Annotated in this window: 27 protein-coding genes and 2 pseudogenes; 17 read left to right on the top strand and 12 right to left on the bottom strand. The window is 71.6% G+C overall.

What is annotated here, in order from left to right:
• Nucleotides 1-577: maltotransferase domain-containing protein (locus KUM49_RS09055; protein WP_217236221.1), on the bottom strand; the 577-nt coding region annotated here is incomplete at its 3' end.
• A gap of 72 nt (nucleotides 578-649) precedes the next feature.
• Entirely contained in the window at nucleotides 650-949 is a 300-nt protein-coding gene (locus tag KUM49_RS09060; RefSeq protein WP_217236254.1) for a DUF5133 domain-containing protein, read from the bottom strand.
• Nucleotides 950-1,266: 317 nt separating this feature from the next.
• Here KUM49_RS09060 and KUM49_RS09065 point away from each other — a divergent pair, with 317 nt between their 5' ends.
• The gene (locus tag KUM49_RS09065; protein WP_217236222.1) at nucleotides 1,267-1,779 is read left to right on the top strand and encodes a pep a2; all 513 of its coding nucleotides are present in this window, start codon (nucleotides 1,267-1,269) and stop codon (nucleotides 1,777-1,779) included.
• A complete protein-coding gene (gene glgX, locus KUM49_RS09070; RefSeq protein WP_217236223.1) occupies nucleotides 1,776-3,920 on the top strand; it encodes a glycogen debranching protein GlgX in 2,145 nt (714 codons plus the stop codon). The genes KUM49_RS09065 and glgX overlap by 4 nt, the downstream gene beginning before the upstream one ends.
• A gap of 72 nt (nucleotides 3,921-3,992) precedes the next feature.
• Here glgX and KUM49_RS09075 read toward each other — a convergent pair whose 3' ends face one another.
• Nucleotides 3,993-4,796 carry a VOC family protein gene (locus tag KUM49_RS09075; protein ID WP_217236224.1) on the bottom strand — a complete coding sequence of 268 codons (804 nt, stop codon included), beginning with the start codon at nucleotides 4,794-4,796 and terminating at the stop codon, nucleotides 3,993-3,995.
• Nucleotides 4,797-4,961: 165 nt separating this feature from the next.
• On the opposite strand from KUM49_RS09075, the gene KUM49_RS09080 reads away from it, so the two are divergent.
• Nucleotides 4,962-5,294 carry an ANTAR domain-containing protein gene (locus KUM49_RS09080; protein ID WP_308406576.1) on the top strand — a complete coding sequence of 111 codons (333 nt, stop codon included), beginning with the start codon at nucleotides 4,962-4,964 and terminating at the stop codon, nucleotides 5,292-5,294.
• A 10-nt stretch (nucleotides 5,295-5,304) separates the two neighbouring features.
• Here the strand turns inward: KUM49_RS09080 and KUM49_RS09085 are convergent, their stop codons facing one another.
• Complete coding sequence (locus KUM49_RS09085; protein WP_217236226.1) at nucleotides 5,305-6,096, bottom strand: RNA polymerase sigma factor SigF; 792 nt, start codon at nucleotides 6,094-6,096, stop codon at nucleotides 5,305-5,307.
• Between the two features lie 360 nt (nucleotides 6,097-6,456).
• Between KUM49_RS09085 and KUM49_RS09090 the strand changes: the two genes are divergently transcribed.
• The 4 genes and pseudogenes from KUM49_RS09090 (at nucleotide 6,457) to KUM49_RS09105 (ending at nucleotide 9,272) form a co-directional block, all read left to right on the top strand.
• Nucleotides 6,457-6,912 carry a MarR family winged helix-turn-helix transcriptional regulator gene (locus KUM49_RS09090; protein WP_217236227.1) on the top strand — a complete coding sequence of 152 codons (456 nt, stop codon included), beginning with the start codon at nucleotides 6,457-6,459 and terminating at the stop codon, nucleotides 6,910-6,912.
• Nucleotides 6,909-7,747, top strand: a pseudogene (locus KUM49_RS09095) (ABC transporter ATP-binding protein). Before KUM49_RS09090 ends, KUM49_RS09095 begins: the two are co-directional and overlap by 4 nt.
• Nucleotides 7,707-8,567 carry an ABC transporter permease gene (locus tag KUM49_RS09100; protein ID WP_217236228.1) on the top strand — a complete coding sequence of 287 codons (861 nt, stop codon included), beginning with the start codon at nucleotides 7,707-7,709 and terminating at the stop codon, nucleotides 8,565-8,567. The pseudogene KUM49_RS09095 and the gene KUM49_RS09100 overlap by 41 nt, the downstream one beginning before the upstream one ends.
• 189 nt (nucleotides 8,568-8,756) lie before the next feature.
• A complete protein-coding gene (locus KUM49_RS09105) occupies nucleotides 8,757-9,272 on the top strand; it encodes a hypothetical protein (protein WP_217236229.1) in 516 nt (171 codons plus the stop codon).
• A 16-nt stretch (nucleotides 9,273-9,288) separates the two neighbouring features.
• Here the strand turns inward: KUM49_RS09105 and hemC are convergent, their stop codons facing one another.
• From hemC to KUM49_RS09120, 3 genes are all read right to left on the bottom strand, one after another.
• Entirely contained in the window at nucleotides 9,289-10,224 is a 936-nt protein-coding gene (gene hemC / locus KUM49_RS09110) for a hydroxymethylbilane synthase (protein ID WP_217236230.1), read from the bottom strand.
• Nucleotides 10,225-10,349: 125 nt separating this feature from the next.
• Complete coding sequence (locus KUM49_RS09115; RefSeq protein WP_217236231.1) at nucleotides 10,350-11,126, bottom strand: NPP1 family protein; 777 nt, start codon at nucleotides 11,124-11,126, stop codon at nucleotides 10,350-10,352.
• A 143-nt stretch (nucleotides 11,127-11,269) separates the two neighbouring features.
• Complete coding sequence (locus KUM49_RS09120; protein WP_217236232.1) at nucleotides 11,270-12,250, bottom strand: ATP-dependent DNA ligase; 981 nt, start codon at nucleotides 12,248-12,250, stop codon at nucleotides 11,270-11,272.
• A gap of 128 nt (nucleotides 12,251-12,378) precedes the next feature.
• Here KUM49_RS09120 and KUM49_RS09125 point away from each other — a divergent pair.
• The 9 genes and pseudogenes from KUM49_RS09125 to KUM49_RS09165 all read left to right on the top strand — a co-directional run.
• A pseudogene (locus tag KUM49_RS09125) lies at nucleotides 12,379-12,735 on the top strand (TetR family transcriptional regulator); the annotation flags it as partial.
• A 71-nt stretch (nucleotides 12,736-12,806) separates the two neighbouring features.
• Nucleotides 12,807-13,535 carry a response regulator transcription factor gene (locus KUM49_RS09130; protein WP_217236233.1) on the top strand — a complete coding sequence of 243 codons (729 nt, stop codon included), beginning with the start codon at nucleotides 12,807-12,809 and terminating at the stop codon, nucleotides 13,533-13,535.
• Between the two features lie 213 nt (nucleotides 13,536-13,748).
• A complete protein-coding gene (locus tag KUM49_RS09135) occupies nucleotides 13,749-14,978 on the top strand; it encodes a cytochrome P450 (protein ID WP_217236234.1) in 1,230 nt (409 codons plus the stop codon).
• A gap of 53 nt (nucleotides 14,979-15,031) precedes the next feature.
• The gene (locus KUM49_RS09140) at nucleotides 15,032-15,229 is read left to right on the top strand and encodes a ferredoxin (RefSeq protein WP_217236235.1); all 198 of its coding nucleotides are present in this window, start codon (nucleotides 15,032-15,034) and stop codon (nucleotides 15,227-15,229) included.
• Nucleotides 15,226-16,422, top strand: coding sequence for an NAD(P)/FAD-dependent oxidoreductase (locus KUM49_RS09145; protein WP_217236236.1), 1,197 nt, complete (start codon nucleotides 15,226-15,228; stop codon nucleotides 16,420-16,422). The genes KUM49_RS09140 and KUM49_RS09145 overlap by 4 nt, the downstream gene beginning before the upstream one ends.
• Nucleotides 16,423-16,461: 39 nt before the next feature.
• Nucleotides 16,462-16,980 (top strand): MarR family winged helix-turn-helix transcriptional regulator, encoded by a 519-nt coding sequence (locus KUM49_RS09150; RefSeq protein WP_217236237.1) that lies wholly within the window; start codon nucleotides 16,462-16,464, stop codon nucleotides 16,978-16,980.
• Nucleotides 16,981-17,160: 180 nt separating this feature from the next.
• Nucleotides 17,161-17,541, top strand: a complete 381-nt coding sequence (locus KUM49_RS09155; RefSeq protein ID WP_217236238.1) for a MauE/DoxX family redox-associated membrane protein — start codon at nucleotides 17,161-17,163, stop codon at nucleotides 17,539-17,541.
• A complete protein-coding gene (locus KUM49_RS09160) occupies nucleotides 17,538-18,005 on the top strand; it encodes a peroxiredoxin (RefSeq protein ID WP_217236239.1) in 468 nt (155 codons plus the stop codon). Before KUM49_RS09155 ends, KUM49_RS09160 begins: the two co-directional genes overlap by 4 nt.
• Nucleotides 18,006-18,070: 65 nt before the next feature.
• Nucleotides 18,071-20,407, top strand: a complete 2,337-nt coding sequence (locus KUM49_RS09165; protein ID WP_217236240.1) for a SpoIIE family protein phosphatase — start codon at nucleotides 18,071-18,073, stop codon at nucleotides 20,405-20,407.
• A gap of 3 nt (nucleotides 20,408-20,410) precedes the next feature.
• Here KUM49_RS09165 and KUM49_RS09170 read toward each other — a convergent pair whose 3' ends face one another.
• Both KUM49_RS09170 and KUM49_RS09175 read right to left on the bottom strand, forming a co-directional pair.
• Nucleotides 20,411-21,013: a DNA polymerase ligase N-terminal domain-containing protein gene (locus KUM49_RS09170; RefSeq protein ID WP_217236241.1), complete on the bottom strand. Its 603-nt coding sequence runs from the start codon at nucleotides 21,011-21,013 to the stop codon at nucleotides 20,411-20,413.
• A 75-nt stretch (nucleotides 21,014-21,088) separates the two neighbouring features.
• The gene (locus KUM49_RS09175; RefSeq protein WP_217236242.1) at nucleotides 21,089-21,919 is read right to left on the bottom strand and encodes an aldo/keto reductase; all 831 of its coding nucleotides are present in this window, start codon (nucleotides 21,917-21,919) and stop codon (nucleotides 21,089-21,091) included.
• Between the two features lie 262 nt (nucleotides 21,920-22,181).
• Here KUM49_RS09175 and KUM49_RS09180 point away from each other — a divergent pair, with 262 nt between their 5' ends.
• Nucleotides 22,182-23,156: a TauD/TfdA family dioxygenase gene (locus KUM49_RS09180; protein WP_217236243.1), complete on the top strand. Its 975-nt coding sequence runs from the start codon at nucleotides 22,182-22,184 to the stop codon at nucleotides 23,154-23,156.
• Nucleotides 23,157-23,162: 6 nt separating this feature from the next.
• Here KUM49_RS09180 and KUM49_RS09185 read toward each other — a convergent pair whose 3' ends face one another.
• From KUM49_RS09185 to KUM49_RS09195, 3 genes are all read right to left on the bottom strand, one after another.
• Nucleotides 23,163-24,191: an LLM class flavin-dependent oxidoreductase gene (locus tag KUM49_RS09185; protein WP_217236244.1), complete on the bottom strand. Its 1,029-nt coding sequence runs from the start codon at nucleotides 24,189-24,191 to the stop codon at nucleotides 23,163-23,165.
• A 72-nt stretch (nucleotides 24,192-24,263) separates the two neighbouring features.
• Nucleotides 24,264-25,766: a metallophosphoesterase gene (locus KUM49_RS09190; RefSeq protein WP_217236245.1), complete on the bottom strand. Its 1,503-nt coding sequence runs from the start codon at nucleotides 25,764-25,766 to the stop codon at nucleotides 24,264-24,266.
• A 47-nt stretch (nucleotides 25,767-25,813) separates the two neighbouring features.
• Nucleotides 25,814-26,695 (bottom strand): MHYT domain-containing protein, encoded by an 882-nt coding sequence (locus KUM49_RS09195; protein WP_217236246.1) that lies wholly within the window; start codon nucleotides 26,693-26,695, stop codon nucleotides 25,814-25,816.
• Between the last annotated feature and the right edge of the window lie 69 nt (nucleotides 26,696-26,764).

The following is a 26,764-nucleotide window of genomic DNA, read 5'->3' on the forward strand; positions in this document are numbered from 1 at the left end:
GCGGCAGCGTCTCCGACGCCGTCACGAACTCCCGCAGCGGATACCGCGACAGGACCGCGTCCACCTCCGGCGTCAACGCCGCCGCCAGGCGCGTCGCGACCGGCAGGGTGTCGTCGCGCAACACGTCCACGGCCGTCAGGACCGCCGTACGCTCCGGGCCCTGCGGCACCCCGGCCGCCGCCCGTTCGTACAGGTCGGCGCCCTCCTCGAGGACCAGCCCGGTGTCGATGCCGGCCGGAACCTTTATGCACGCCGTGCGGCGCCAGGTGGTCAGCGGGTCGCTCCACGCCTCGACGCGGTAGGTCCAGCGGCCCGGGGCGCCCGGGGTGACCTCGGCGCCCCAGCGGTCGGTGCCGGGTGCCAGTTCCCGCATCGGCGTCCAGGGGCCGTGCCCGCCCTCCGGATCCGTCAGTACGACATTGCAGGCGACCGCGTCGTGACCCTCGCGGAACACGGTCGCGGTGACCTCGAACGTCTCGTTCTCGACGGCCTTCGCCGGACGCCTGCCGCACTCCACGGACGGCCGGACGTCCCGCACCGGAATGCGGCCGATCACCTGGGTCTGGTTCGAACTCATGAGTCACACCTCCGCCGTGCTCGAGGCCGGGCCCGTGGCCCGGCCGGGGATCCAAGCTGCGCCGGAAGGTGTCTACCTCCCCGCGGGGGAACGCCGGTCCGTACTCGGCGGGCCCCGTCTGACCAGGGCCCGTGGGCCGGGCCGTTCGCTCTCCTCCTGGAGGTAGGCGACCAAGGTGGTCCGCAGATAGCGTTCGGCGGCGTCCGCGGCCTCGCGCGCGCAGCGTTTTCCCATGAGCACGCAGAGGGTGTAGCCCGAGTCCTCGAAAGTGGCGCGGATCCTGCGGTCGGCGGGGGCCGCGAGCATCCTGCGTTCCCACGCCCGGTACCGCCGCAGTTGGCGGGCCACTTCGGCTTTGGCCGGCAGCAGCATGGTGCCGTTCACCTTCCAGGGGCTCGATGGCACGTCTCCCGACCGTCGGGCGGCGGCCGCGCGCGAACGCACACGGATCCGTTACGGGCATCGAGGTCTTCACACATGGTGCATGCGCAATGACTCAGCGTCTTGTTGGATCTTCAATCAACAGTGGGCCCTCTCGCCTCGTCCGTCGCTCGTGTTGCACGAACGGCGTAGCCCACTCACTCTGTAGGTGACTCAGAAGCGATCAGTGCTCACGCTTCGTGTTCGGGGCCCATGCCCCGCAGGGGGTGAGGGGAAGCGAGAGCTTCGCCGGTGAGGAGCCAACGACGATGAAGACCGCATCGCCCTGCTACTACCACCTCGACGTGGAGGTCGGCCCGGAACGGGTCGGACAGGTCAGGCGCATCCTGGCCGCCCACCTCCGGTACTGGGACCTGGACATCCTGGTCGAGCCCGTCTGCCGCGGTACCGAGATGCTGCTGAGGGCCATCGACGAGCACGCCACCGACAAGAACACGTCGATCGAGATGTGGTGGAACGGCCAGCACCTCATCACCGCCATCGGCGAGAACGACTGCGATCTGCGCCCGCACCAGGACCTGCGCGCCTGCCTGGAACACATCGCCGCGATGAGCGACGGCTGGGGCTGCTGCGCCACCGACACCGGCAGCAAGGTCATCTGGTTCTCCCAGCGCGCCCGCGCCGGCGAACGCGTCCCCCTCGTCCCCACGACACCCTGGCCCAGTCTGCCCGAGGTGCTCCAGGTGCCCCGCGAGGTGCCGGTCGCGGCCCTGGCCGGGCCGGCGAGCACACCGGACGGCATTCTGGAGGACGCGCGGTGACCGCGCGCCGACCGCACCGGAAAGGGGTGCCCGTGTGGAGCGGGCGCCCCTATCCGTTGGGCGCCACGCACGACGGGAACGGCACCAACTTCGCCCTGTTCAGCGAGGTCGCCGAACGCGTCGAACTGGTCCTCGTCGACGACCAGGGCAAGCACCTCACGGCGGCGATGACCGAGGTCGACGGCTTCGTGTGGCACTGCTACCTGCCCGGGATCGGGCCCGGGCAGCGTTACGGCTTCCGGGTGCACGGACCCTGGCAGCCGGCCCTCGGCCACCGGTGCAATCCGGCCAAGCTGCTCCTCGACCCGTACGCCAGGGCGGTGGACGGGCAGGTCGACAACCACGCCGCGCTCTTCGAGCGCGCGGCGGACGGGCCGTCCCCGGCCGACAGTGCCGGACACACCATGCTCGGCGTGGTCACCGACCCGGCCTTCGACTGGGGCGACGACCGGCCGATCGGGCGGTCGTACGCCGACAGTGTGATCTACGAGGCGCACGTACGCGGGCTCACCCGTACCCACCCCGACGTCCCGCCCGAACTCCGCGGCACCTACGCGGGGCTCGCGCACCCGGCGGTCGTCGAGCACCTGACCTCGCTAGGGGTGACCGCGGTCGAGCTGATGCCGGTGCACCAGTTCGTGCAGGACGGGGTGCTCACGGACCGCGGCCTGTCGAACTACTGGGGTTACAACACCATCGGCTTCTTCGCCCCGCACAACGACTACGCCGCCCACGGCACCCGCGGTCAGCAGGTCACCGAGTTCAAGTCGATGGTGAAGGCGCTGCACGCGGCCGGCCTCGAAGTGATCCTGGACGTCGTCTACAACCACACCGCCGAGGGCAACGAGAAGGGTCCGACGCTGTCCTTCCGCGGCATCGACAACGCCTCGTACTACCGCCTGGTGGACGGCGACTGGGGGCACTACTACGACACCACCGGCACCGGCAACAGCCTGCTGATGCGGCACCCCTACGTCCTTCAGCTGATCATGGACTCGCTGCGGTACTGGGTGACCGAGATGCACGTCGACGGCTTCCGCTTCGACCTCGCGGCCACGCTGGCTCGGCAGTTCCACGAGGTGGACCGGCTGTCGGCGTTCTTCGACCTCATCCAGCAGGACCCGGTGATCAGCCGCGTCAAACTGATCGCCGAGCCGTGGGACGTGGGGGAGGGCGGCTACCAGGTCGGCAACTTCCCGCCGCTGTGGTCGGAGTGGAACGGCAAGTACCGGGACTGCGTACGGGACTTCTGGCGCGGCCAGCCGCACACGCTCGGCGAGTTCGCCTCCCGGCTGACCGGCTCCTCAGACCTGTACCAGCACAGCCGGCGGCGCCCGCGCGCCAGCGTCAACTTCGTCACCGCGCACGACGGGTTCACCCTGCGCGACCTCGTCTCGTACAACGACAAGCACAACGAGGCCAACGGCGAGGACAACCAGGACGGTGAGAGCACCAACCGCTCCTGGAACTGCGGCGCCGAGGGCGACACCCGCGACCCGGCCGTCCTGGCGCTGCGCGCCCGCCAGCAGCGCAACTTCCTGGCCACACTGCTGCTCTCACAGGGCATCCCGATGCTCTGCCACGGCGACGAACTGGGCCGCAGCCAGGGCGGCAACAACAACGCCTACTGCCAGGACAACGAGGTCTCCTGGGTCGACTGGCGGCTGACCGAGGACCAGCAGGCGCTGGCCGACTTCACCCGGTACGTCATCGGACTCCGCGCCGACCACCCGGTGCTGCGCCGGCGCCGCTTCTTCCGCGGCGAGACCGTGACGCACGCGGGCCAGCCACTGCCCGACCTGGTGTGGCTGCTGCCGGACGCGCGCGAGATGTCCGACGAGGACTGGCAGCGCTCCGACGCGCACTCCGTCGGCGTCTTCCTCAACGGTGACGCCATCGCCGAGCCCGACGCGTGCGGGAACCGGGTGGTGGACGACTCCTTCCTGCTGCTGCTCAACGGTTACTGGGAGCCGGTGGAGTTCCGCCTGCCCGACGCCACCTACGGCGACCGCTGGACGACGCTGATCGACACCGCCGAACCCCATGGAGCCGACGAGGCCGAGCACAAGGCCGGCACGCGCATGACGGTCGACGCGCGCAGCCTCGTCCTGCTGTCCAGGCCCTCGCGCGCCGCCCGCTGAGGCTCGGCGCGCAGCACCGAGGCCCCGGGCCGTGTGCCCGGGGCCTCGTCACGTTCGCGTTCGCGCGGCAGGTCAGCGTTCGCGTCGCGAGGTCACCGTGAACTGAGCCCCGTCGGGGTCGCGCAGCCGGGCCTCCTCGCTGCCCTTCGACAGGACGCTGCCGCCGTGCACCTCCGCGGCCCGCACACAGGCCGCCACGTCCGAGACCGCGAAGTGGACCTGCCAGTGCGGCCGGATCGTGGGGTCGGGAGCCGCTTCCAGCGCACCGGACTCGATGCGCGCCACCACGTCGCCCCGGCTGCGCAGCACGACCTCTCCCGCCTCGTAGCGGACCTCGCAGCAGCCGGGCCGGTCCGACGCCCAGTCCAGGACCTCGCCGTAGAAGATGGCGGCGTCGAAGGCGTCGCGGGTGTGGAGCTTGATGAAGGCCGGCTGCGCCTGGTGCCAGCTCTCCCAGTTGGCGACGAGTTCCCCCTCCCAGATGCCGAAGGCGGCCCCGTCCCGGTCGGCGAGCAGCGCCGCCCGCCCGGGCGGGAAGGACAGCGGTCCCACCGCCGTCGTGCCACCGCGCTCCTGGGCTCGCGCCGCGGCCTCGTCCGCGCTGGGCACGGCGAAGTACGGCGTCCAGGCAACCGCCATCTGCCACATGGAGGCGACCGCGGCGATCCCGGCCACCGGTGTTCCGTCGGCCAGCGCGACCCGGAAGCGGTCGCCGAGCTTCGCCGGCTGCCACTTCCAGCCCAGCACGGCTCCGTAGAACTCCTCCGTGGCCTGCTGGTCGCGGCTGGTCAGGCTCACCCAGCAGGGCGCGCCGAACACGGAATGCGTGGACCGGACGGTCTTGGTGGCGCTGGGTGGTCGCGTGTCGTGGTTCATGGTGTTCGTGTCCTGCTCTCGTCGGCCGGCGACACAGGTCTCGTCCCAGTGTCCGGCCGGAAGCGCTCGGGGCGCATGCCGAGTACCCCCGTGGCGCCACCGAAACGGTGGCCGGTCCGCGTCACGCCCGGTGGCGCGGGGCCGGGCGGGTGTCAGGATGAAGACGTGTCAGCCGAACCGGACGAATCAGCCGCCGAGTCGGACCGCATCTTCGAGCTGCAGGAAGAGATCGACCAGCTCAAGGAGGCGGTCGCCTCGCACGCCGTCGTCGACCAGGCGATCGGTATGGTCGTCGCGCTCGGCAGGGTCACGCCCGACCAGGGGTGGGAAGTGCTGAAGGACGTCTCGCAGCACACCAACATCAAGCTGCGCAATGTCGCCGAACTGATCCTCCTGTGGGGGCGGGCCGGGACCATGCCCCCGGAGATCCGCGCGGAGCTCGAGAAGGCCCTGGACCGCTACGGCCCCACGCAGATTCCGGGAGTGCCGCCGGAGTGACGGCGGCGCCTCACCTGGCCTCGGTGAGGATCTCCTCGCGCAGCCGGTCGAAGCAGCTGCTGAGCAGCCGGGAGACGTGCATCTGCGAGATACCGAGCTGGTCCGCGATGCTGCTCTGCGTCATGCCCCGGAAGAAGCGCAGGTAGAGGATGGTCCGCTCGCGCTCGGGAAGTGCCTCCAGGCAGGGCCGCACGGCCACCCGGTCGACGACGGTGTCGAAGGCGGGGTCCGGGCCGCCGATCGCGTCACCCAGGGCGTAACCCTCGGTGCCGGGCATCTCGGCCTCCAGCGACAGCGCGGTGAAGCACTCCAGGGCTTCCATCCCGGTGCGCGCCTCCTCCTCGCTCATGTTTGCGAACGCGGCCAGCTCGGCCAGTGTCGGACCCCGGCCCGGGGCCGTCTGCGACATCTCCTTCGCGGCCTGGCGCACCCGGTTGCGCAGGTCCTGCACGCGGCGGGGCACGTGCAGGGTCCACATGTGGTCCCTGAAATGCCGCTTGATCTCGCCGGTGATGGTCGGCACGGCGTACGCCTCGAACGCGCAGCCCCGCCCGGGGTCGTAGTGGTCGACGGCCTTGACGAGGCCGAGGGCGGCCACCTGGTACAGGTCCTCCAGGGACTCGCCGCGGCCCCGGAAGCGGACGGCGATCCGCTCGGCCATCGGCAGCCAGGTCTCGACCAGTTCGTCGCGGAGCGTCTTGCGTTCCGGGCCGGGGGGCAGGTCGGTGAGCCGCAGGAAGTCGGCGGCGGTGTCGGGGGCGTCGTCGTGCGGGTGCGGCTTCGTTCTGCCAGTGACAGGCATGGTGCGCGCCTCCCTCAGCAGGTGCTGGATGGACAGAACCGTGGGGGCGCGGGCTCGGACCTCGCGGAGACCACCCGGGGCCGGAAGGGGCGGCTCCCACGGACGTGCCTCCTGTCCGAAGCACTGAAATGCCGATTCCCGCGGGCGTCCGGTCCGAAACAATTCCGGTGAATTCTGCTGATGGCCTGCGACAGCGAAGTGGTGAAATGTTGAAAAGGGGACGGGGTTTACCTCGGGAAGGAACTTTCTGAAATCGACGGAATTCGTTGAGTGATATCCGCAGCCGGGATATCCCCCTGCCTGCACGTTCTTGACCAGCGTTTGGGGATGTTACCTCTGCTACAGAGGTAATCTCCCGGTGTGGAACCAGAGACCTTCACCGAGGAGCTGGCCGACGCACTCGTCGGCGTCCAGCGGCTCATCCGGCGCCGACTGCGCCGGGACATGCCCGACCCCCGGCTGCGGGGCGCGGAGGTGGACCTGCTGCGCCTCGTCGTGGATCGGCCCGGCATCGGGATCTCGGACGCCGCCAGGGAGCTGTGTCTGGCGGGCAACTCGGTCTCGACGCTGGTCAACCAGCTGGTCCGGCAGGGCTACCTGGTCCGCGAGCCGCACCCGGCCGACCGCCGGGCCGCGCGGCTGCTGCCCACCGCCGCGGCCGAGACCCGGCTGGAGGAGTGGCGCAGGCGGCGCAGCGACCTCGTACGACGCCAGGTGTCCCGGCTCGACGCGGCGGACCGGGAAGCACTGCACGCGGCGATCCCGGCGCTGCGCAAGCTCGCCGTCAACCTGCACGAGGAGGCCGAGGAGTCATGACACGGGACGCTCAGGGAGCGGTCGACTGCACCGGCCTCGCCTATTCCTTCGGCGAGACGAACGCGGTGGACGGGCTCGAACTGTCGGTGGCGCCGGGCGAGGTCTTCGGGCTGCTCGGACCCAACGGCGCCGGAAAGACCACGGCCATCCGCTGCATCACCACACTGCTGCCCGTCCCCGCCGGAATGGTCCACGTCTTCGGCCGCGACGCCGCCAAGGAGGCCATGGCCGTACGACGCCTGCTGGGCTATGTGCCGCAGCAGCTGTCCGCCGACGCGGGCCTCACCGGCCGGGAGAACGTCGCCCTGTTCGCCCGGGTGTTCGACGTGCCCCGCCGTGAGCGCGCCGAGCGCGTCGCACAGGCCATGGCCGCCGTCGACCTCACCGGCGCCGCCGCCGGCTCGCCGGCACCTACTCCGGGGGCATGATCCGCCGCCTCGAACTCGCCCAGGCCCTGGTCAGCGCGCCCCGCCTGCTGATCCTCGACGAACCGACCATCGGCCTGGACCCGATCGCCCGCACCGACGTGTGGGAACACATCAACGCCGTCCGCGCGGCCACCGGCATGACGGTCCTGGTGACCACCCACCACATGGACGAGGCCGACCACTACTGCGACCGGGTCGCCCTGATGCACCGCGGCCGCATCCGGGCCCTCGGCACCCCGGCCGAACTGCGGCAGGGACTCGGTGCGCGCAGGGGCGCCAGGGCAACGGACCCGCTGCCCACCCTCGAGGACGTCTTCCGTGACGTCGCCGGCAGCGGTCTCGACGACCAGTCAGGAGAGTTCCGCGATGTCCGAAGCACCCGCCGCACCGCAGGCCGCGTCGGCTGACCGCGCCCGCGAGGCCGGCATCGGCCTGCTGCTGAGCCCGCCCGAGCCCCGCGCGGGCTGGCGGCTGCTGCCCACCCGGGTCGTGGCGATGTGCGCCGTCGAACTGCAGAAGCTGCGCCACGACCGCACCGAGCTGTACACCCGGGCGGTCCAGCCGGCCCTGTGGCTGCTGATCTTCGGTCAGACCTTCACCCGCGTCAAGGCGATCCCCACCGACGGCATCCCCTACATCGACTACCTCGCGCCCGGCATCATCGCCCAGTCCGCGATGTTCATCGCCATCTTCTACGGCATCCAGATCATCTGGGAGCGGGACGCCGGCGTACTGAACAAGCTTCTCGTCACGCCGACCCCACGCTCGGCGCTGATCACCGGCAAGGCCTTCGCGGCCGGCGTGAAGTCGCTGATCCAGGCGGTCGTGGTCATCCTCATCGCCGCCCTGCTGGGCGTGGCGCTCACCTGCAACCCGCTCAAGCTGCTCGGCGTCGCGGCGGTGGTGATCCTCGGATCCGTCTTCTTCTCCTGCCTGTCGATGACCATCGCCGGCATCGTGCTCAGCCGTGACCGGCTGATGGGCATCGGCCAGGCGATCACCATGCCGTTGTTCTTCGGCTCCAACGCCCTCTACCCCGTGTCCCTCATGCCCGGGTGGCTCCAGGCGGTCAGCACGGTCAACCCCCTGAGCCACCAGGTGGACGCCCTGCGCGGCCTCCTCATCGGTACACCAGCGCACCTGACGCTCGACTTCGCGGTGCTGATCGTGGCCGCCGCGCTCGGCATCGCCGCGGCCTCGTCGCTCCTGGGCCGGCTGGCCCGATGACCGGCGTCCGGAAAGTGATGTGCGGCACGCGCGGGAATCCGGCCGTCCGACCGGTCGGCGGATTCTTCCTGCGCACGGCTTGATCACTGATCAAGGGGACGAATTCGCTGGCCACAGCGCATTCTGCTCATTTGACAGTGTGCAGAGCGCACAGATAGGAAGCAGCTCTCTGAGGTCGAGAGGTGGATTGTGTACGAGCCGAACGTGGTCGGGGACTGGCAGGAGTACGACGAGCATGCCGGTCTGCGTGTCCGCGTCCATCGTCTGGAGGCGGCCGAGCCGCCGCGCGGACGGGACGACGCGGCCGAAGGGCTGACGTACTTCCGCGTCCGCGTCACCGTCGAGAACCGCGGCAGCCTGCACTCCACCATCCATCTGGAGGACGGCCAGATCGACGTGCGCATCGGCCCCGACGGGGAGAGCGCGTTCATCGACTGGCGCAATTCGCAGTTCATCGAGGGCTTCGACGTCTATCCGCTGCGCAGGGCGACCGCCGTGCTGTACGCGGCCGGCCCGGAGGCGTCTTTGAGCCAGGTGGACGTCCAGGTCCAGCTGCGGGTCGACGACGAGTGGGCCGACCGCCGGCTGTGGGCGGGCGGCATCGGACTGGACGAGCAGGCCGTCGGCACCGGCGCGGTGCGCGACGGCCTCGCCTGCCAGGTGAGCAACTTCCTGCGGGATCAGGCCGAAGAGGGCACCGCCTGACGGGCGGGCCAAGCGCTCAGTGCGGAATGCCGTCGATGATCTCGCGGGCGCCCTGACGCAGCAGCGCCACGGCGACCGAGGTGCCGAGCGTCGCCGGGTCGAGGCGGCCCGCCCATTCGTGGGCGTTCAGCCGAGTCTTGCCGTCCGGGGTGAAGACACAGGCGCGCAGGGACAGTTCGCCACCGCGGTCCACGCGCGCGTACCCGGCGATCGGGCTGTTGCAGTGCCCCTGCAGGACGTGCAGGAACATGCGCTCCGCGGTCGCCTCGCGATGTGTGTCCGGATCGCCGAGCGCGCTGACCGCGTCGATGATCTCGGTGTCGCCCTCCCGGCACTGCAGGGCGAGGATGCCCGCGCCGATCGGCGGCATCATCGTCTCGGGGGACAGGACCTCGCTGATCACGTCCCGGCGGTCGATGCGTTCCAGACCGGACACCGCGAGCAGGAGCGCGTCCGCCTCTCCGGCCGCCAGCTTCTCCAGCCGCCGGTTGGCGTTGCCCCGGAACGGTACGCACTCCAGCTGCGGGTGGGTGGCGGCCAGTTGCGCGACCCGGCGCACCGACGAGGTGCCGATCCGGGTCCTGGCCGGGAGCTCGTCCAGGGTGAGGCCGCCGGGGTGGACGAGGGCGTCGCGGATGTCGTCCCGCTTCAGGAACGCGGCGAACGTCGTGCCCGCCGGGAGCGGCCGGTCGGCGGGCACGTCCTTCACGCAGTGCACCGCGAGATCCGCCTCGCCGGCCAGCAACGCGGCGTCCACCTCCTTGGTGAACGCCCCCTTGCCCTCGACCATGGACAGATCGCCCATCCACTTGTCACCGGTCGTCTTCACCGGCACGACCTCGGTGCGCACTCCGGGGTACAGGGCTTCCAACTCGACGCGGACTCGCTCCACTTGGGCGAGCGCCATGGGCGAGTCGCGGGAGACGACACGGATCAGTTCGGGCACGGACATACGGCCACGATAGACCCTCACGGCGGTGCCTTTGCGCCGTACCGGCCGACGCCACCCGCCCGGCAGACGGGCCGGCCCGGCGTGCCGTGTGCGGGCAGCGCCGGGCCGGCGGACGTCTCGAACGGTCAGGCGTTGGGGTCGAAGGCGATCCCGGACGGCTTGGCCGAGGACAGCGCGGAGGCGAAGTTGCCGTCCTTGAGAGCGAAGTTGGCGCTGCCGAAGTCGTACGCGCTCAGCTTGTCGCGCAGCCCCGACGGGTAGCCGTTCCAGCCGACCAGCGGCGGGTACTGCCAGGTGCCCTTGTGGTTCTCCGGCGGCTCGTCGCCCGAGTTCGCGAGGCGGAAGCAGTGCGTGCTGACGCCGTCCTTGTGGTAGACGATCTTGGCGTGCGTGCCGTCGAAGCGGACCCCGGACGCCGCGGTCACGGTGAACGAGCCGTGGTTGGACGTCGAGACGTACTGCACCTGGTTGTTCTGCACCCACACCACGACGTGCTCCCAGTCGTGGCGGTGGCCGCCGATGCTGCTGCCGGCGACGGCCTGGTCCTTCTCGAAGTACAGGCCGTAGATGTAGGCGCACCAGCCGTTGTTGCACTTGGAGCGCGAGTAGCTGTTGGTGTTGTCGAGGTCCGAGGCGTCGCGGCAGCTGCCGTTGAGGGCGCCGGTCGGGTTGAGGCCGCCGTTGACCGTGCCGTCGGGGCCGATGGCCGGCGTGGGGTAGCAGCCGTCGGTGTCGTAGTCGAAGGCCGGCTGGTACGTCTTCTCGGCGGCTTCGGCGTTGGCGGGCAAGGCCGTCGGCGGTGCCGCGAAGGCGGCGGTGGGGAAGGCGACGACGAGCGCGGCGGCGCCGGCCAGGCCGGTGATCCATCTCCGGCGGTGTGCCTTGAACGACGGTGACGACACTGCGTCCTCCTCTGGTCCGGGCGCAGCCCAACGGCTGTGGGGGGAAAGGGAGGTTCAGCTTCCCTGCTTTTCATGTCCACGCCAAGGGGTCGCAGGCGACTCTCTGGTGACGGCCGCCCCAACAGTTGGATCTTGACGGGGTGTCAGACGAGGTCGTCCGGCACGTCGGCCGCCGACTCCTCGGGGGCGAGGTCCGGCCTCAGCCGCAGCCAGGACGGCTGGCGCAGCATCCCGGCCCGGGTACGGGTGCTGTAGCGGACCTCGCCGACCAGCCGGGGCAGCACCCAGCGCGCACCGGGCACCCGTGGCACGGGGTCGAAGGGGCACACGTCCGTCGCGGCGGTGTGCAGCAGTGCGGCGAGTTGCTCCCGCTCCGTCTCGCTCCAGCCGGTGCCCACACCGCCGACGTACCGCAGGCGCCCGGCGGCGCGCTGGCCGACCAGGACGGCGCCGGGCAGGCCGGTGAGCCGTCCCTTGCCGGGCAGCCAGCCGCCCACGACGACGTCCTCGCTGCGCATGTTCCGGATCTTGATCCAGGCACGGGAGCGCACACCGGGCTCGTACACCGAGTCCAGCCGCTTGCAGACCAGGCCCTCCAGGCCGTGCTCACGGGTGGCCCGCAGGGCCTGTTCGCCCCGGCCCACGAGCGCGGCCGGGGTCGACCAGTAGGGCCCGGCCAGACCCAGCTCCTCCAACCGCGCCCGCCGCCGCACGTAGGACAGGCCCAGCAGCGAGCGCCGCCCGAGGTGCAGCACGTCGAACAGCACGAGGTGGACGGGGACCTCCGCCGCCCGGCGCGCCGCCCTGCCGGGCGCCTGCACCAACCCCATCCGGGACTGGAGCAACTGGAAGTCGCCGCGGCCCTGTTCGTCCAGGGCCAGAACCTCCCCGTCCAGCACGGCCGGGGTGGCGCCGAGGGCGTGGCCCAGCGCCAGCAGCTCGGGGTAGGCGACGGTGACGACCTCCCCGGACCGGGCCCGCAGCACCACGCTGCCGTCACCGGGGAGATAGACCACCACCCGCTGGCCGTCCTGTTTCGTCTCGTACGCCCACCGCGCGTCCTGCGCGGCGGGCGGCAGCGTGCCGGGCGTGGCGAGCATGGGAGGGATCAGCGGGAGGCTCACGGGTCAGTTGTCGACCGGTCCGGCCACCGCCACGCGCCCTCCCGGCAGGGTTCCCCTGAACGGCCGCCGACCGCGGATCAGCGGTCCGTGGAGGGCGAAACGGCCTGCACCAGGCCCGACCGGTAGGCCGCCCGGTTCCCGAACACCTCGCGGCGCTCGGCAGTCCCACCTGGTACGCCCGGTTCTGTGCTCAGGTGATGACCGACCCGGCGCTCCGGCCGATCATGGTGGAGGAGTCGCTGTCCTCGCCGTCCCTGCGGCAGATCGTCGAAGGCCTCAACCGGTGTCTGCCGGAGCTGCCCGCCGAGGTCCGCGCCGAACGTGGCGACATGGCCCGCCACCTCATCGTGCACATGTCCGCCGAACGCGAGCGGGCCCTCGCCGAGAACGCCCCCACGCCCCGGGCCACCTGGCACGACGCCGCGACCGGCCTCATCGACGCGGTCGCCGGAATGTGGCTGGCGCCGATCACGCCCGGTTCCTGACCTCGCGCACGTCCGTCTGTGGGCTGTCCTGAATTAGTTGAGTTAGGCAAGCAAGGCGGTAGGGTGGGCGCATGTACGGCAGCACCCGTGAGAAACCGCCGCTCGCCCGCGGGGCCGGTCAGCACCTCCTGGTCGTCGTCGGTGAACCGGACGTCGCCGAACTGCTGTCCACCACCCTGGAGTTGGCGGGATACCGGATCGGCGTGGCCGGCTCCGGAACCGAGGCGCTGGCGCGGCTCGGTGCGGGGCGGTTCGACCTCGTGGTCCTCGACGCGGCGCTGCCGGACCTGGAGGGCCTCGGCCGCGACCGGCCGGTCCTCGCCCACCGCCCGCCGGTGCTCCTGCTGACCCCGTACGACTCCCTGGACCGGCTCGTGCCCGAACTGGACCTGGGGGAACGGGACTACGTCACCAAGCCCTTCCGGATGGCCGAGGTCCTGGCCCGCGTCCAGGTCCTGCTGCGCGGCACCCGCACCGGCCCCGGCCGTCCGCGGGGCGGTGTGCTCGGCTACCGCGACCTGGTCCTGGACGACACCCTGTGCGAGGCGCGCCGCGGTACGCGGACGCTCGGCCTCACGCCCGCCGAGTACCGGCTGCTGCGCCATCTCCTGGCCAACGCGCACCGGGTGCTGTCCAAGGAGCAGATCGGCCGGTACGTCTGGGGCGACCACCGCGGCGACAACGCCATCGAGCAACTGGTCTCCCGGCTCCGGCGCAAGGTGGATCAGGAGGCTCCCGTGCTGATCCACACGCGCCGCGGTTTCGGCTACTGGCTGGGGCGCGCCGACGCCGAGGGCTGAGTCTCCGTCAAGGGGTAATCGGACCGTCAACTCGACTAAGTCCAAGGGCAGTTGGATGCATCGGCATCGTGTGATCCGGGTCACGTCAGCCTTCTGTCAGGAAACTGACGGGAAGGCGTCAGCCCCGTCTGTTTGCCTGTGCTCATCGAGGCCTCGACCACTTCACCCCGGCGCTCCGCCCGTCGAGCGGAGCCCCCCACCCCGAGGAGAACCATGGCCGACACCCTGACCGGTTCCACGCCCCGAGCGGCCGCACCGGTCCCCGAGTTCCCGATGGCCAGGGCGGCGGGCTGTCCCTTCGACCCGCCCCCCAGCCTGAGGGCCCAGCAGGACGAGGGCCGGCTCGTCAGGGTCCGGCTCTGGGACGGCAGCACCCCCTGGCTGGTCACCCGCTACGAGGACCAGCGCTCCCTGCTCCTCGACCCCCGGGTCAGCGCCGACATCACCAGCCCCGGATATCCGCTCCAGGCCCCCAGCAACGGCAAGAACAACATCAGCTTCATCCTCATGGACGACCCGGAGCACGCCCGCCTGCGCCGCATGGTGACGGCCCCCTTCGCGGTGAAACGGGTCGAGGCGCTGCGCCCCGGCGTGCAGAAGATCGTGGACGACCTGATCGACGGCATGCTCGCCGTCGGCGGCCCCGTCGACCTGGTGCAGGCGTTCGCCCTGCCGGTGCCCTCCCTGGTCATCTGCCAACTGCTCGGAGTGCCGTACGAGGACCACGACTTCTTCCAGGAGAACAGCAAGATCCTCATCACGCGGGACGCGGTCATGGAGGACCGGATGGCCGCCCACGGCAAGCTGCTCGGCTACCTCGACGAGTTGATGGGCGAGAAGCTGGCCCGTCCGGCCGACGACCTGCTCTCCGGGCTCGTGGCGCGGGTCGAGTCGGGCGAGCTGTCCCGGCAGGATGTCGCCCAGATCGGTGTGCTGCTGCTCCTGGCCGGCCACGAGACCACGGCCAACATGATCGCCCTCGGCACGCTCGCGCTCCTCGAACACCCGGAACAGTTCGCTCTGTTGCGCGACACGAACGACCCCAAACTCGTCGCGTCGGCGGTGGAGGAGCTGCTGCGCTACCTGAGCATCGTGCACGGCGGCCGGCGCCGGGCCGTCCTGGAGGACATCGAGATCGCCGGACAGGTGCTCCGGGCCGGCGAGGGCGTCATCATGCCCAACGACATCGCCAACCGCGACCCGGAGGCCTTCGCCGACCCCGACCGGCTCGACCTCACCCGCGACGCCCGTCGGCACGTCGCCTTCGGCTTCGGCGTCCACCAGTGCCTCGGCCAGCCGCTTGCCCGCATGGAGCTCCAGGTCGTCTACAGCACCCTCTACCGCCGCATCCCCACCCTGCGGGCGGCCGCCGAGGTCGACGGCCTGCCGTTCAAGCACGACGGCTCGGTCTACGGCGTCTACGAACTGCCCGTCACCTGGTGACCCCGCTGCCGACGGACAACCCCCCACAACATCAGAACAACGAGGTGCAGATCATGCGCGTGGAACTGGACGAGCCGAAGTGTGTCGCGTCGGGGCAGTGCGTGATGGCCGCCCCCGAGGTGTTCGACCAGCGGGACGAGGACGGCATCGCCTTCCTGCTGGACGAGCGCCCCGCGGCGGACTCCCTCGACGACGTGCGCGAGGCCGTGGCGATCTGCCCGGCCGCCGCCATCCGCCTGGTGGACCAGTGAGGCGGATCGTCGTCGTCGGCGCCTCGGCCGCCGGGCTCGCGGCGGTCGAGACGCTCCGCCGCGAGGGCTACGACGGCACGCTCACCCTGGTGGGAGACGAACCGCGGGCACCCTACGACCGGCCGCCGCTGTCCAAGCAACTGCTGGCCGCCCAGTGGGAGCCGGACCGGCTGGCCCTGCGCACACCGGACGACCTGGCCGGGCTCGGCCTCGACCTGCGGCTGGGCGTGGCCGCGACCGGCCTCGAACCCGTCGACCGGACGGTGAGGCTGGCCGACGGTTCCGACCTGCCGTACGACGGACTGGTCGTGGCCACCGGCGTCCGGCCGCGCCGGCTGCCCGGCGAGGGCGCGCACGTGTTGCGGACCCTCGACGACGCCCTGACGCTGCGGGAACGGCTCACACCGGGGCGGCACCTGGTCGTCGTGGGCGCCGGCTTCCTCGGGGCGGAGGCCGCCGCCGTGGCCTGGGGCCTCGGCGCCCACGTGACCCTCCTCGAACCCGCCGCCGTGCCGCTGGCCCACGCCGTCGGCACGGCGGTCGGTCAGGTGCTGTCGCGGGCCCACGTGGAGCGAGGCGTGGACCTGCGCTGCGGGGTCACGGTCACCGAGGTGACCGAGGACGGGGTGCGGCTCGCGGACGGCACGGTGATCGACGCCGACGAGGTGCTCGTCGCCGTCGGCTCGCTGCCGAACACCGAGTGGCTGGACGGCAGCGGCCTGCCCGTGGGCGACGGCCTGGTCTGCGACGAGTTCTGCGAGGCTGCCTGGGAGTCCCCCCGGCCGAAGGTCGGGGGAGTGTACGCGGCCGGTGACGTCGCCCGCTGGTACAACCCCCTGTTCGGCACCTCGATGCGCGTCGAGCACCGCACCAACGCCGCCGAACAGGGCATGGCCGCCGCACGCAACCTCCTGCGTCCCGAGGCCCGCAAGCCGTTCGCGCCGGTGCCGTACTTCTGGTCCGACCAGTACGACATGAAAGTGCAGGCCTACGGCTTCCTGCGGGGCCACGACGAGGTGGCCGTGGTGGACGGGGACCTGGCGGAGCGCCGGTTCGTCGCCGTGTACCGCACCGGCGACCGGGTGAGCGGTGCCCTCGCGGTCGGTATGCCGCCCAAGGCGATCCGGCTGTGGCGGCAGGCCATCGCCGCGGGCGCGGCCTGGAGCAGTACTCTGCGTCACGTCACACTGTAAGTTACTTGAGTTACGCAACAAGATGGTAAAGTGGTTCCCATGTCCACACCATCGCTCCCCGACGTCCCCGCCCCGGAAGTCATCGAGATCGAGCGTGCGCTCACCCGCATCACCTACCTGAGCACGCGCGCCCGGCAGCACGACCGGCTGATGGCCCTGGCCGAGGTCCCCCTGGACCGTGCCGCCGTGGCGCTGCTGCGCCAGGTCGCCGACTCCGAGCCACTGCGGCCCGGGGAGCTGGCCAATCGGCTGGGCGTGGAGGCCTCCCACGTCACCCGCACCGTGCAGCAGCTGCAGAAGTCCGGGTACGTCACCCGCGTCCCCGACCCGGAGGACCGCCGCGCCCAGCGCATCCAGCTCACCGAGACCGGTCAGCAGGCCATCGACCGGATCCGTGGCGCCGGCGCCCGCGGCATGCAGCTGGCGCTGTCCGAGTGGTCGCCCGAGGAACTGCGCGAGCTCGCCACGCTCTTCCACCGCATGGTCGACGACTTCCTGTCGCACGCCATCGACGACGACACCGAGCAGCAGCCCAGCACCCCGGCCGGCACCGCCTGAGCGCACCGGTCCCTCGCATCGCCGCGGTTCCCCGCCGCCCCCGTCCGGACGGGGGCGAAGCGGTGCGACCCTCCCGGCGTCCCCTCCAAGCGGCGTGCCCCCGTCCCCGCGGCAGGGCGGTGGGTCCACGGACCCCTACCGTCACGTAATATCGCGCGGCAGGTCATCCGAGGAGGAACCGTGTCACGGTCCGAACGCTCACCCCTGCTGCTCGCCGGCCTGCTGGCCACCGCGGGTGTCGCCCACTTCGCCTCTCCACGCCAGTTCGACGCGATCGTCCCGCGCAGCCTGCCCGGCACGCCCAGGACCTGGACGTACGCCAGCGGAGTCGCCGAACTGGCGCTGGCCGCGGGCATCGCCGCCCCGCGCACCCGGAAGCCGGCAGCGCTCGCCGCCGCCGCACTCTTCGTCGGCGTGTTCCCCGCCAACGTCAAGATGGCCGTCGACTGGCGCCACCGCCCCGCCCCCCTGAAGGCCGCCGCCCTCGGACGGCTGCCGCTCCAGATACCCCTCGTCCTGTGGGCCCGCAGCGTCGCGCGCGGCGGCGAGGGCCGGTCATGAGCGCCCGTCCGGAGACCGGCGACAAGATCGAGGACTTCACGCTGCCGGACGAGACCGGCACGCCCCGCAGCCTGTCCGACCTGCTCGCCGACGGACCCGTCGTGCTGTTCTTCTACCCCGCCGCCTTCACCCCCGGCTGCACCGCCGAGGCCTGCCACTTCCGCGACCTGGCCGCCGAGTTCGCCGCCGTCGGCGCCCGGCCCGTGGGCATCAGCGGCGACGCCGTCGAACGCCAGCAGGAGTTCGCCGGAGAGCACAACCTCGGCATGCCCCTGCTGTCCGACACCGACGGGAAGATCCGGGAGCTGTTCGGCGTGAAGCGGGGCTTCTCCCTCGCGCCCACCAAGCGGATCACCTTCGTCATAGCCGAGGACCGGACGATCCTGGAGGTCGTCCGCAGCGAACTGCGGATGAACACCCACGCCGACCGGGCTCTCGACGCGTTGCGTGCCCACCGCGCCTGACCGACCGGACCCCGAAGGGCGCACCGCGGTTGATGCCCTGCCGCAAAGGGACCATCCTGGACGCTATGGAGCACGCCTCCGCTGCGGCAACCATCGATGCCCGGGGCATCGTGACGGGGTGGAGCGACGACGCCCTGCGGCTGACGGGATACCCGGCCCACGAGGTCGTGGGACGCCCGGCGCGGGAACTGCTCGCCGAGGACCCGCCGGACGAGACCGTGGCGGCGCTGACAGGCACCGCCGTGCTGCGGCACCGGGACGGCACCCCCCTCACACTCGACGTGAAGGCACACCCCCTGCGCGGAGGTGACGGCACCCCGCAGGGGTACGTGATCACCGCGGAACGGCCCGGCGAGAAAACCCTCGCCGGGCAGGCCTTCCAGCAGGCGTCCGTGTCCATGTCGGTCTTCGACACCCGGCAGCGCTATCTGCGCCTCAACGACACCGCCTGCCGGGTGATGGGCGTGTCGGAGGACGTCCTGCTCGGCAGGCCCTTCCCGGAGACCGTGGAGGACGCCGAGCACAGCCGGGGCTTCCACAGCAATCTGCGCCAGGTCGCCGAGACGGGCCGGCCGGTCCACTACGAGAGCTTCACCGGCGCGCCCGCCCTCAACCGGGAGCACGCCTGGAACATCGAGATGTGGCCCGTGCGGAACGCCTCGGGCGACGTCACCGGAGTCGCCCTGGCGGCGCTCGACAGCACCGAGCAGTACTGGGCCCGCCAGCGCCTGGCACTGCTGAACGAGGCGGGGGCCGCCATCGGCACCACCCTGGACGTGGTCCGCACCGCCGAGGAACTCGTCGAACTCCTCGTCCCGAGGTACGCCGACTTCGCCAGCGTCGACCTGCTCGAATGGGTCCTCGGCGCGGACGAACCCGTGGCGGCCCTGGACGGCGAGATCGTCCTGCGCCGCGTCGCCCACGGCTCCGGCACCGAGGGCACCCCCGAAGCGGCCGTACACCTGGGCGAGGTGGACGTCTATCCCCCCTACTCGCCGCCCGCGAAGGCGCTGCGGCAGGTGAGGGCGGTCCTCGGCCAGGCCGGCGAGCCGGACTTCATGCGGTGGGTCGCCGAACGCAACGCGCGGGCCCCCGCGGGCCGCCCCCACCGCAGGGGGGTCCACTCGATGCTCGCGGTGCCGCTGCGCGCCCGCGGCACCACGCTGGGTGTCGCGGTGGCCGTCCGCATCGCCCACCCGGAGGACTACGTCGGTGACGACGCCGTCCTCGCCGAGGAACTGGCCGGCCGCGCCGCCGTCTGCATCGACAACGCCCGTCGCTTCGGCCGCGAACGCACCACCGCTCTGGCTCTCCAGCACAGCCTGCTGCCTCGCGGCCTGCCCGGTCAGGCGGCGGTCGAGGTGGCCCACCGCTACCTGCCCTCCGGGTCGCTCGCCGGCATCGGCGGCGACTGGTTCGACGTGATCCCGCTCTCCGGCAGCCGGGTGGCCCTGGTCGTCGGCGACGTCGTCGGCCACGGCATCCCCTCGTCGGCGACCATGGGGCGCCTGTGCACCGCCGTCCGCACCCTCGCCGACGTCGACCTCCCGCCGGACGAACTGCTCACCCACCTCGACGATCTGGTCACCCACCTCGCGTCCGGCGACACCGACGAGGACGTCGCGGAACTCGGCGCCACCTGCCTCTACGCCGTCTACGACCCGGTCTCCCGCCGCCTCACCATGGCCGCCGCAGGACACCCCCCGCCGGCCCTGGTCCTGCCCGACGGCACCGCACGGCTCATGCCCCTGACCGCGGGCCCCCCGCTCGGCGTCGGCGGGCTGCCCTTCGAGGCCAGCGAGATGGAACTGCCCGAGGGCGCCGTCGTCGCCCTGTACACCGACGGCCTCATCGAGGACCGCGATCGCGACGTCGACCACGCCACCGACGAACTGTGCCGCGCCCTGACCGCCCGCACCGAGACCCTCGACGACCTGTGCGACACCGTGCTGAAGGCCGTACTGCCGGAAGAGCCGGGAGACGACGTGGCCCTGCTGCTGGCCCGCACCCGGGCGCTGGGCGCGGACCAGGTCGCCACCTGGGACGTCACACCGGACCCCGCCCACGTGGCCGCGACCCGGCAGGCCGCCACCGAACAACTCACCGCCTGGGGACTGGACGAGGCCGCGTTCGTCACCGAACTCGTCGTCAGCGAACTGGTCACCAACGCGATCCGCTACGGCGAACCGCCCATCCAGCTACGGCTGATTCGCGACCGCACCCTCATCTGCGAGGTCTCCGACGGCAGTTCCACCTCCCCGCACCTGCGCCGCGCCCACGCCTTCGACGAAGGGGGCCGCGGACTGCTCCTGGTCGCCCAGCTCACCCAGCGCTGGGGCAGTCGGCAGACCGGCAGCGGCAAGACCATCTGGGCCGAGCAGATCCTGCCGCCGCCGGACTGATCGTCACTTCTCCGGGGCGTCGGCGGCGACCTGGGCGAGGGTGCGGCCGGAGCGCGCGGACCGGGCCCGGTAAGGGTCGGGCGTGCCGTGGCCCCGGGTGCGCCCCTCGGACGCCTTCACCAGCAGCCAGGACTCGTCGTCGCCGCCCCGGAACCGGGTCAGGGCGTACCTGCCGTGCAGCTTCGACCCGTGCAGCCGGAACGTCGCGTGCCCGTGCTCCAGCGACTCCCCGAAGTCCACGGGCCGGCCCCTGCGGTCGTGGCTCAGCGGCTCGTACGTGCCGTGGTCCCAGACGATCACCGTGCCGCCGCCGTACTCGCCCGCCGGGATCACGCCCTCGAACTCCTCGTACTCCAGCGGATGGTCCTCGGTGGGCACGGCGAGCCGCTTGTCCTTCGGGTCGTCGGAGGGGCCCTTGGGGACCGACCAGGACTTCAGGACGTCGTCGACCTGGAGCCGGAAGTCGAAGTGCAGGGTGCGGGCGTCATGGATCTGCACGACGAACCGGGGTTCCTCGCCGGCCGGGGCCTGTCGTCCCGGCGGCTCGCCGGTCCGGCCGAAGTCCCGCTTGCCGTGGTAGTCCCGCAGCCGGTCACGGTCACCCACCGTCGACTCCTTCCCGGGCGTTCCACACCACCGGGCCGCCCTGTCCCACGGGCCCCCGGGTACCCCGCCGAGGGGTCAGAACTCCTCGTGCGTCTCCGGGTCCCCGCCGATGCGCCGGTGGGCGCGGTCCGCGATCGCCGCCATCTGGGCGGGGTCCAGCTCGAAGCCGAAGACGTCGAGGTTCCGGCGCTGCCGCTCGGGGTCCGCCGACTTCGGGATGGGGAGCGCGCCGAGCTGGACGTGCCAGCGCAGGACGACCTGGCCGGGCGTCACCCCGTGGGCCTCGGCGACCGAGGCGACGACGGGATCCTCCAGCAGCGCCGTGCCCCGCCCCAGCGGGCTCCAGCTCTCGACCAGGATCCCCTTGCGGGCGTGGAAGGCGCGCAGCTCGTCCTGCGGGAAGAACGGGTGCAGTTCGATCTGGTTGACCGCGGGCAGGACCCCGGTCTCCTTCTCCAGGCGTTCGATGTGCTCGGCCGTGAAGTTGGAGACGCCGATGGAGCGCACGAGACCGTCCTCGCGCAGCCTGATCATGGCCTTCCAGGAGTCGACGTACTGGTCGACACGGGGGAGCGGCCAGTGGATCAGGTACAGGTCCACATGGTCCAGGCCGAGGCGGGCGCGGGACGCCTCGAAGGAGGCGAGGGTCTTGTCGTAGCCGTGGTGCCGGCCGGGGAGCTTGGTCGTCACCACGATCTCCTCGCGGGGCACGCCGCTGCCGGCCACGCCACGACCGACGCCGCTCTCGTTGCGGTAGTTCGTCGCCGTGTCGACCAGCCGGTAGCCGGCCTCCAACGCGCCGCGCACCGCCTGTTCCGCCTGTGTGTCGTCCATCGGCCAGGTGCCCAGGCCGATGGCGGGGATCGTCGTTCCGTCGTTGAGCGTGTGCGTCGGGATGCTGATCACTGCGTGGCCTTCCCTTGACTGTGTCGTCCCTCCAGGGTCGGGGACAGGGGGAGCAGTGATCAAACGGACAGGCGGGGAGGAGGCCGTGTCCGGGCTTCGGTGCGGTCCGGCGGTGGAGGGGACCTCCGGGGGCGTACCAGCCGGCCCCGCGTCGCGGAGACGTACCCGACGAGGCCCTGTCGCCACGCTCGCCCAACGCTGTCACGATCTTTGGAGTCGGTCCGATCCCGGCCGGCGCCAGGGACGACCATGCGGAGCGTGTATGACGACGGACAGGGCCACTGCGGGCCGATCGGACGAGGCCTCGGGGACCGAGGTGAAGCCGGTCGCCGGACACATCGGGGCCGAGATCACCGGCGTCGACCTGGCCGACGGCCTCGACGACACCGTGGTCGCCGCGATCCGGGCGGCGCTGCTGCGCTGGAAGGTGGTGTTCTTCCGCGGGCAGCGGCTCGATCACCCGGGGCATGTGGCGTTCGCCCGCCGCTTCGGCGAACCGGTCGTGCTGCGCAAGCGCGGCAGCGCCTCGCCGCCGGACTTCCCCGAGATCGAGACCACCGCCGACAGGCTGGAGCTGGGCGGCAGGTTCGGCATGGAGCACGACGAATGGCTGCGACGCCGACGGCACACCCTCCTGCGCGGCTGGCACTGCGACCACGGCGCCCGCGTCGACCCCCCGGCCGCGACGATCCTGCGCGCGGAGACCGTCCCGCCCTACGGCGGCGACACCACCTGGTCCAACCTGGCGGCCGCCTACGCCGGACTCTCCGCCCCCCTCAGGGAGTTCGTCGACGGACTGCGCGCCGAGCACCGGCTCGGCGTCGGCTACCAGCCGCGGCCCGGCGACGACGCGTACGTCCGCCATCTGCTGGACCGTCAGGTCGCCTCGCTGCACCCGCTGGTGCGCGTCCACCCGGAGACGGGGGAGCGGATCCTGTACGTCAACGGCTACTACGTCGAGCAGATCGCCGACCTCTCCCGGGCCGAGAGCGGCGCGATCCTGGAGATGCTGCTGGAGCAGGCGACCCGGCCCGAGTACACGGTCCGGTTCCGCTGGGAGCCGGGCAGCGTGGCCTTCTGGGACAACCGGGCCACCATCCACCTCGCGCCCGGTGACAACGCCCACCTCGACTTCCCCCGGACCATGCACAGGGTGATGCTCACCGGTGACGTCCCGGTCGGCGTGGACGGCAAGCCGTCGGAGCCGGTCACCGGGACCGAGCCCGGGCGTTGGTGACCTCGCTCAGCTGTCCGGCTGCCAGCCCAGGGCCGGGCCCAGCTTCGTCGCCATGTCGGTGAGGATCTGCACGTAGTCCTCGTGCTCGAAGGTGAACGGCAGCGCGAACGCGACCTCGTCGACCTCGCGGAACGCGGCGTGCGCGTGCAGCCGCTCGGCGATCTCCTGAGACGTACCGACGATGTCGGGCGCGAACATCAGACGGGCCGGACCCTGCGGCGACGCGGTACGAGGGGTGCGCTTGGCCGCGTACTCCTCGTACCTGGCGCGCTGCTCGGGCGAGGCGGAGTCGGTGGGGATGACGACGAGGCCCTGGGAGACGCGGGCGGCTTCGCCGTCGGGGTGGGCGGCACGGAAGGCGCGGATGTGGGAGAGCTGGATCTCGGCGAAGTCCGGTGCTCCCTCGACGCCCTCCGCCTTGACGACGCTGCTGACCAGGAAGTTCATACCGTGCTCGCCGGCCCACTTCGCCGAGCCGAGGCTGCCGCCGCCGTACCAGAGGCGGCGGCCGAGGCCGGGGGAGTGCGGCTGCACCCGGTCCGAGAACACCTCGAACCCCTCGACCCCGCTGAAGTCGGTGGCCGGCTCCCCGCGCACGAAGTCCAGCAGCCGCCGCACCCGCTCGTAGCTGAAGTCCTCGGCGTCCGCCGTGTCCGGGTACAGCGCGCCCTTGACCTCGTCGTAGCGCATGGGCGGGCCCACGCTCACCCCCGGGTTGAGACGGCCGCCGGACAGCAGGTCGACGGTCGCCAGGTCCTCGGCCAGCCGCAGCGGGTTCTCCCAGCCCAGCGGGATGACCGCCGTGCCGAGCTCGATACGGCGGGTGCGCTGCGAGGCCGCCGCCAGCACCGCGACGGGCGAGGAGATGCCGTACTGCAGATGACGGTGGCGCAGCCACGCGCTGTCGAAGCCCAGCCGCTCGCCCAGCTCGATGATCTCCAGCGTGGACTCGTGGCCCCGGCGTGGATTCTCCTCGTCGAACAGCCCGATGGTCAGGAAGCCCAGCTTGCGCAACGGGCGTGAGATCGGCGGCACGGGGCCCTCCATCGGTCGAGTCGTACAGCGGTTCTGTCCGGAGTGTCGCAGGCGGCGGCCGTACGACCGCGATCAGGTCAGCGCGATGGTGATCTCGTCCTCGACCGGCGGCTCGGTCTCCTGGGCGCGGTTGCCGGTGGCCGCGTGGCAGCGCAGCAGGATCGTCTCCGGGGTGACGTCCAGACGCAGGAAGCACTTGAAGAACGGCGGACTGTAGGTGGCCGAACTCGGCGAGAACAGCTGCGTGTAGATCTTGCGGACCGGGAGCCGGAACCGCGAGGTGCGGTCGGGGCGGCCGCCGGCGCCCAGCAGACTGGCGACGACCCGCGTGCGCAGGGTGACCCGCACGGGCCCGCCCGGGGTGCGGGTCGGCGGGATGCCGAGCCGCTCGGCGATCACGGCCGTCGCCTCGGCCTCGGTGAGCGTGAAGAAACGGCGCAGGCGCAGCCGACGGCCGTACAGCCTGCTGTAGAAGGCGAGGGAGTCGCCGCGCAGCGGGTAGCAGCGGAAGTCCTTCTCGGTGACGTCGGCGACCGAGATGTGGGGGATGGTGTGGGTGGCGTGCATGAACGCGCCGCCGCCGCCCGCGACGACGTACTGGATGGTGCGGCCGTCCACCCGCACCGGGTAGCGCTGGTAGTTGTGGATGTCGCCGCCGATCGCCGCCACGTAGTGGTGCTCCGGGTCGCGGACGATGTCGTCGACCGTGCCGCCGCCGTCTATCGCGCAGGGGTGGTGCTCGCCGTCCACGTACAGGGGCGATCCGGTGATCAGGATCTTCGGGCGGGGGCCCTGGGAGACCTCGCGCAGCCAGGCGCCCTGTTCGGCGTCGATACCGCCCAGCAGGCCCGTGTCGATGCCTATGATCCGCACCGGCCCGGCGTCGATGGCCCAGTACGGGCCCGGCTGCACGGCCCGTTGGGCCGCGTCCGACCGCAACTGCCGTGTTTCGTCGAGGCGTTGGCCGTCGTCCGCGCGGGGCCGGTGCCACAGCAGGGACCGCAGCCAGGCGCGGGTGAGGGGGCGGGGCCCGGGTTCCGGTTCGAGGGGCGGGGCGTCGTCGCAGAAGACGCGCATGAAGGCGCCGAGGTCCTCGTACCAGTCGTGGTTGCCGGGTATCGCGTAAATCGGTGCCCGGTAGTCCTGGTACGGGCGGAAGAACTTCGTGCCGTAGTCGTCCGCGCTGCCCACCGGGTAGATCACGTCACTGGCGACCACCGCGAACCGCGTGTCCTCACCGACCTTCAGAAACCCGGGGACGACGGCGTACTGGGGATCGTCGCCCTCACCGGTGTCGCCGAGGACCATGAAGGAGAACCGGTCCGGGTCGTCCCGCCGGATCACCTTGTCGGCCGGTGCGCCCGCCGCCGCCCGCTGCGCCACCCAACGGCCGCGGGTACGGCCCGTCGGGTCCCCGAACCAGGACGCCACGACTCCGTTGCGGGCGGCCCACAGCGTCTTCGGGTTGAGCCACGAGATCTTCTCGGCCTTGTGGGGCATGAGCTGCTGGTACCGGCCGCGTTCCGTGGTGCCCCAGCCGGCGCCTTCGGCGGTATCACGTGAGGATTCAGACACCGGTGCACCGTAACAACGATGCGGAACCGGCCAGGAGTTGGGTCAGCTCACCGACGGCGGGTGCGCTGCGGAGCCTCGTACGGCTGCCGCGGTCGCGGTACGCCCCCCGCCGAGTTCTCGTGGACGGAACCGCGCGACTCGGCGAGCGCGGTCCGGGCGGCCCGCCGGGGCAGAGCCGACCGGCTCGGGTCGCCGTCGCCCAGGACCAGCAGGGGATCGAACATCACCACCACGCCCGCCAGCACGAGGAAGACGACCGGCCCGAGCAGCATGGGTAACAGCAGCGAGTGGGCCGAGTCGCCGGCCCAGGTGCCGCCGCTCGTGTCATGCACGTGGACGCTGACGGCGGCCATTCCCGTGTAGTGCATCCCGGACACGGCCACGCCCATGATCAGGCTGGCTCCGAGGCTCGTCAGGAAGCCGCGGATCGTGACGGCCGCCCACAGGGCCGCCGTGGCGGCGATGATCGCGATCAGCACGGAGAGTGCGACGACGAGCGGGTCGTAGTGGACCTCGCCGTTCAGGTGCATCGCGGCCATGCCCAGGTAGTGCATGGCCGCGACACCGAGACCGGTGACGACGCCCGCGACGGACAGATTGGCGGTGCTGGCGCCCCGGTAGCCCACCGTGAACACGCCGATGCCGACCACGACGACCGCCACGGCCAGGCTGAGCACCGTCAGTCCCACGTCGTAGCGGATCCGGGTCTCCTCGACCTGGAACCCGATCATGGCGATGAAGTGCATCGTCCAGATGCCGCAGCCGATCGCGGCCGCGCCGAGCGCCAGCCAGCCGGCCTTCCACGACTGCGTGTCGAGCAGGGACCGGACCGTGCAGCGCAGTCCCAGAGCCCCTCCCAGACACGCCATCACATAGGCCGCCAATGGGGTCACCAACCCATAGCGGAACCCGTCAACCGTGCCTTCCATACGCCAACAACCCCCCGAGTCACACTTTGGGTAGGAAGGCTTACGGGTATGGGCCAGGTAAAGCAAGCG

The organism is Streptomyces sp. AC555_RSS877, assembly GCF_019049245.1.
GTDB lineage: Bacteria > Actinomycetota > Actinomycetes > Streptomycetales > Streptomycetaceae > Streptomyces.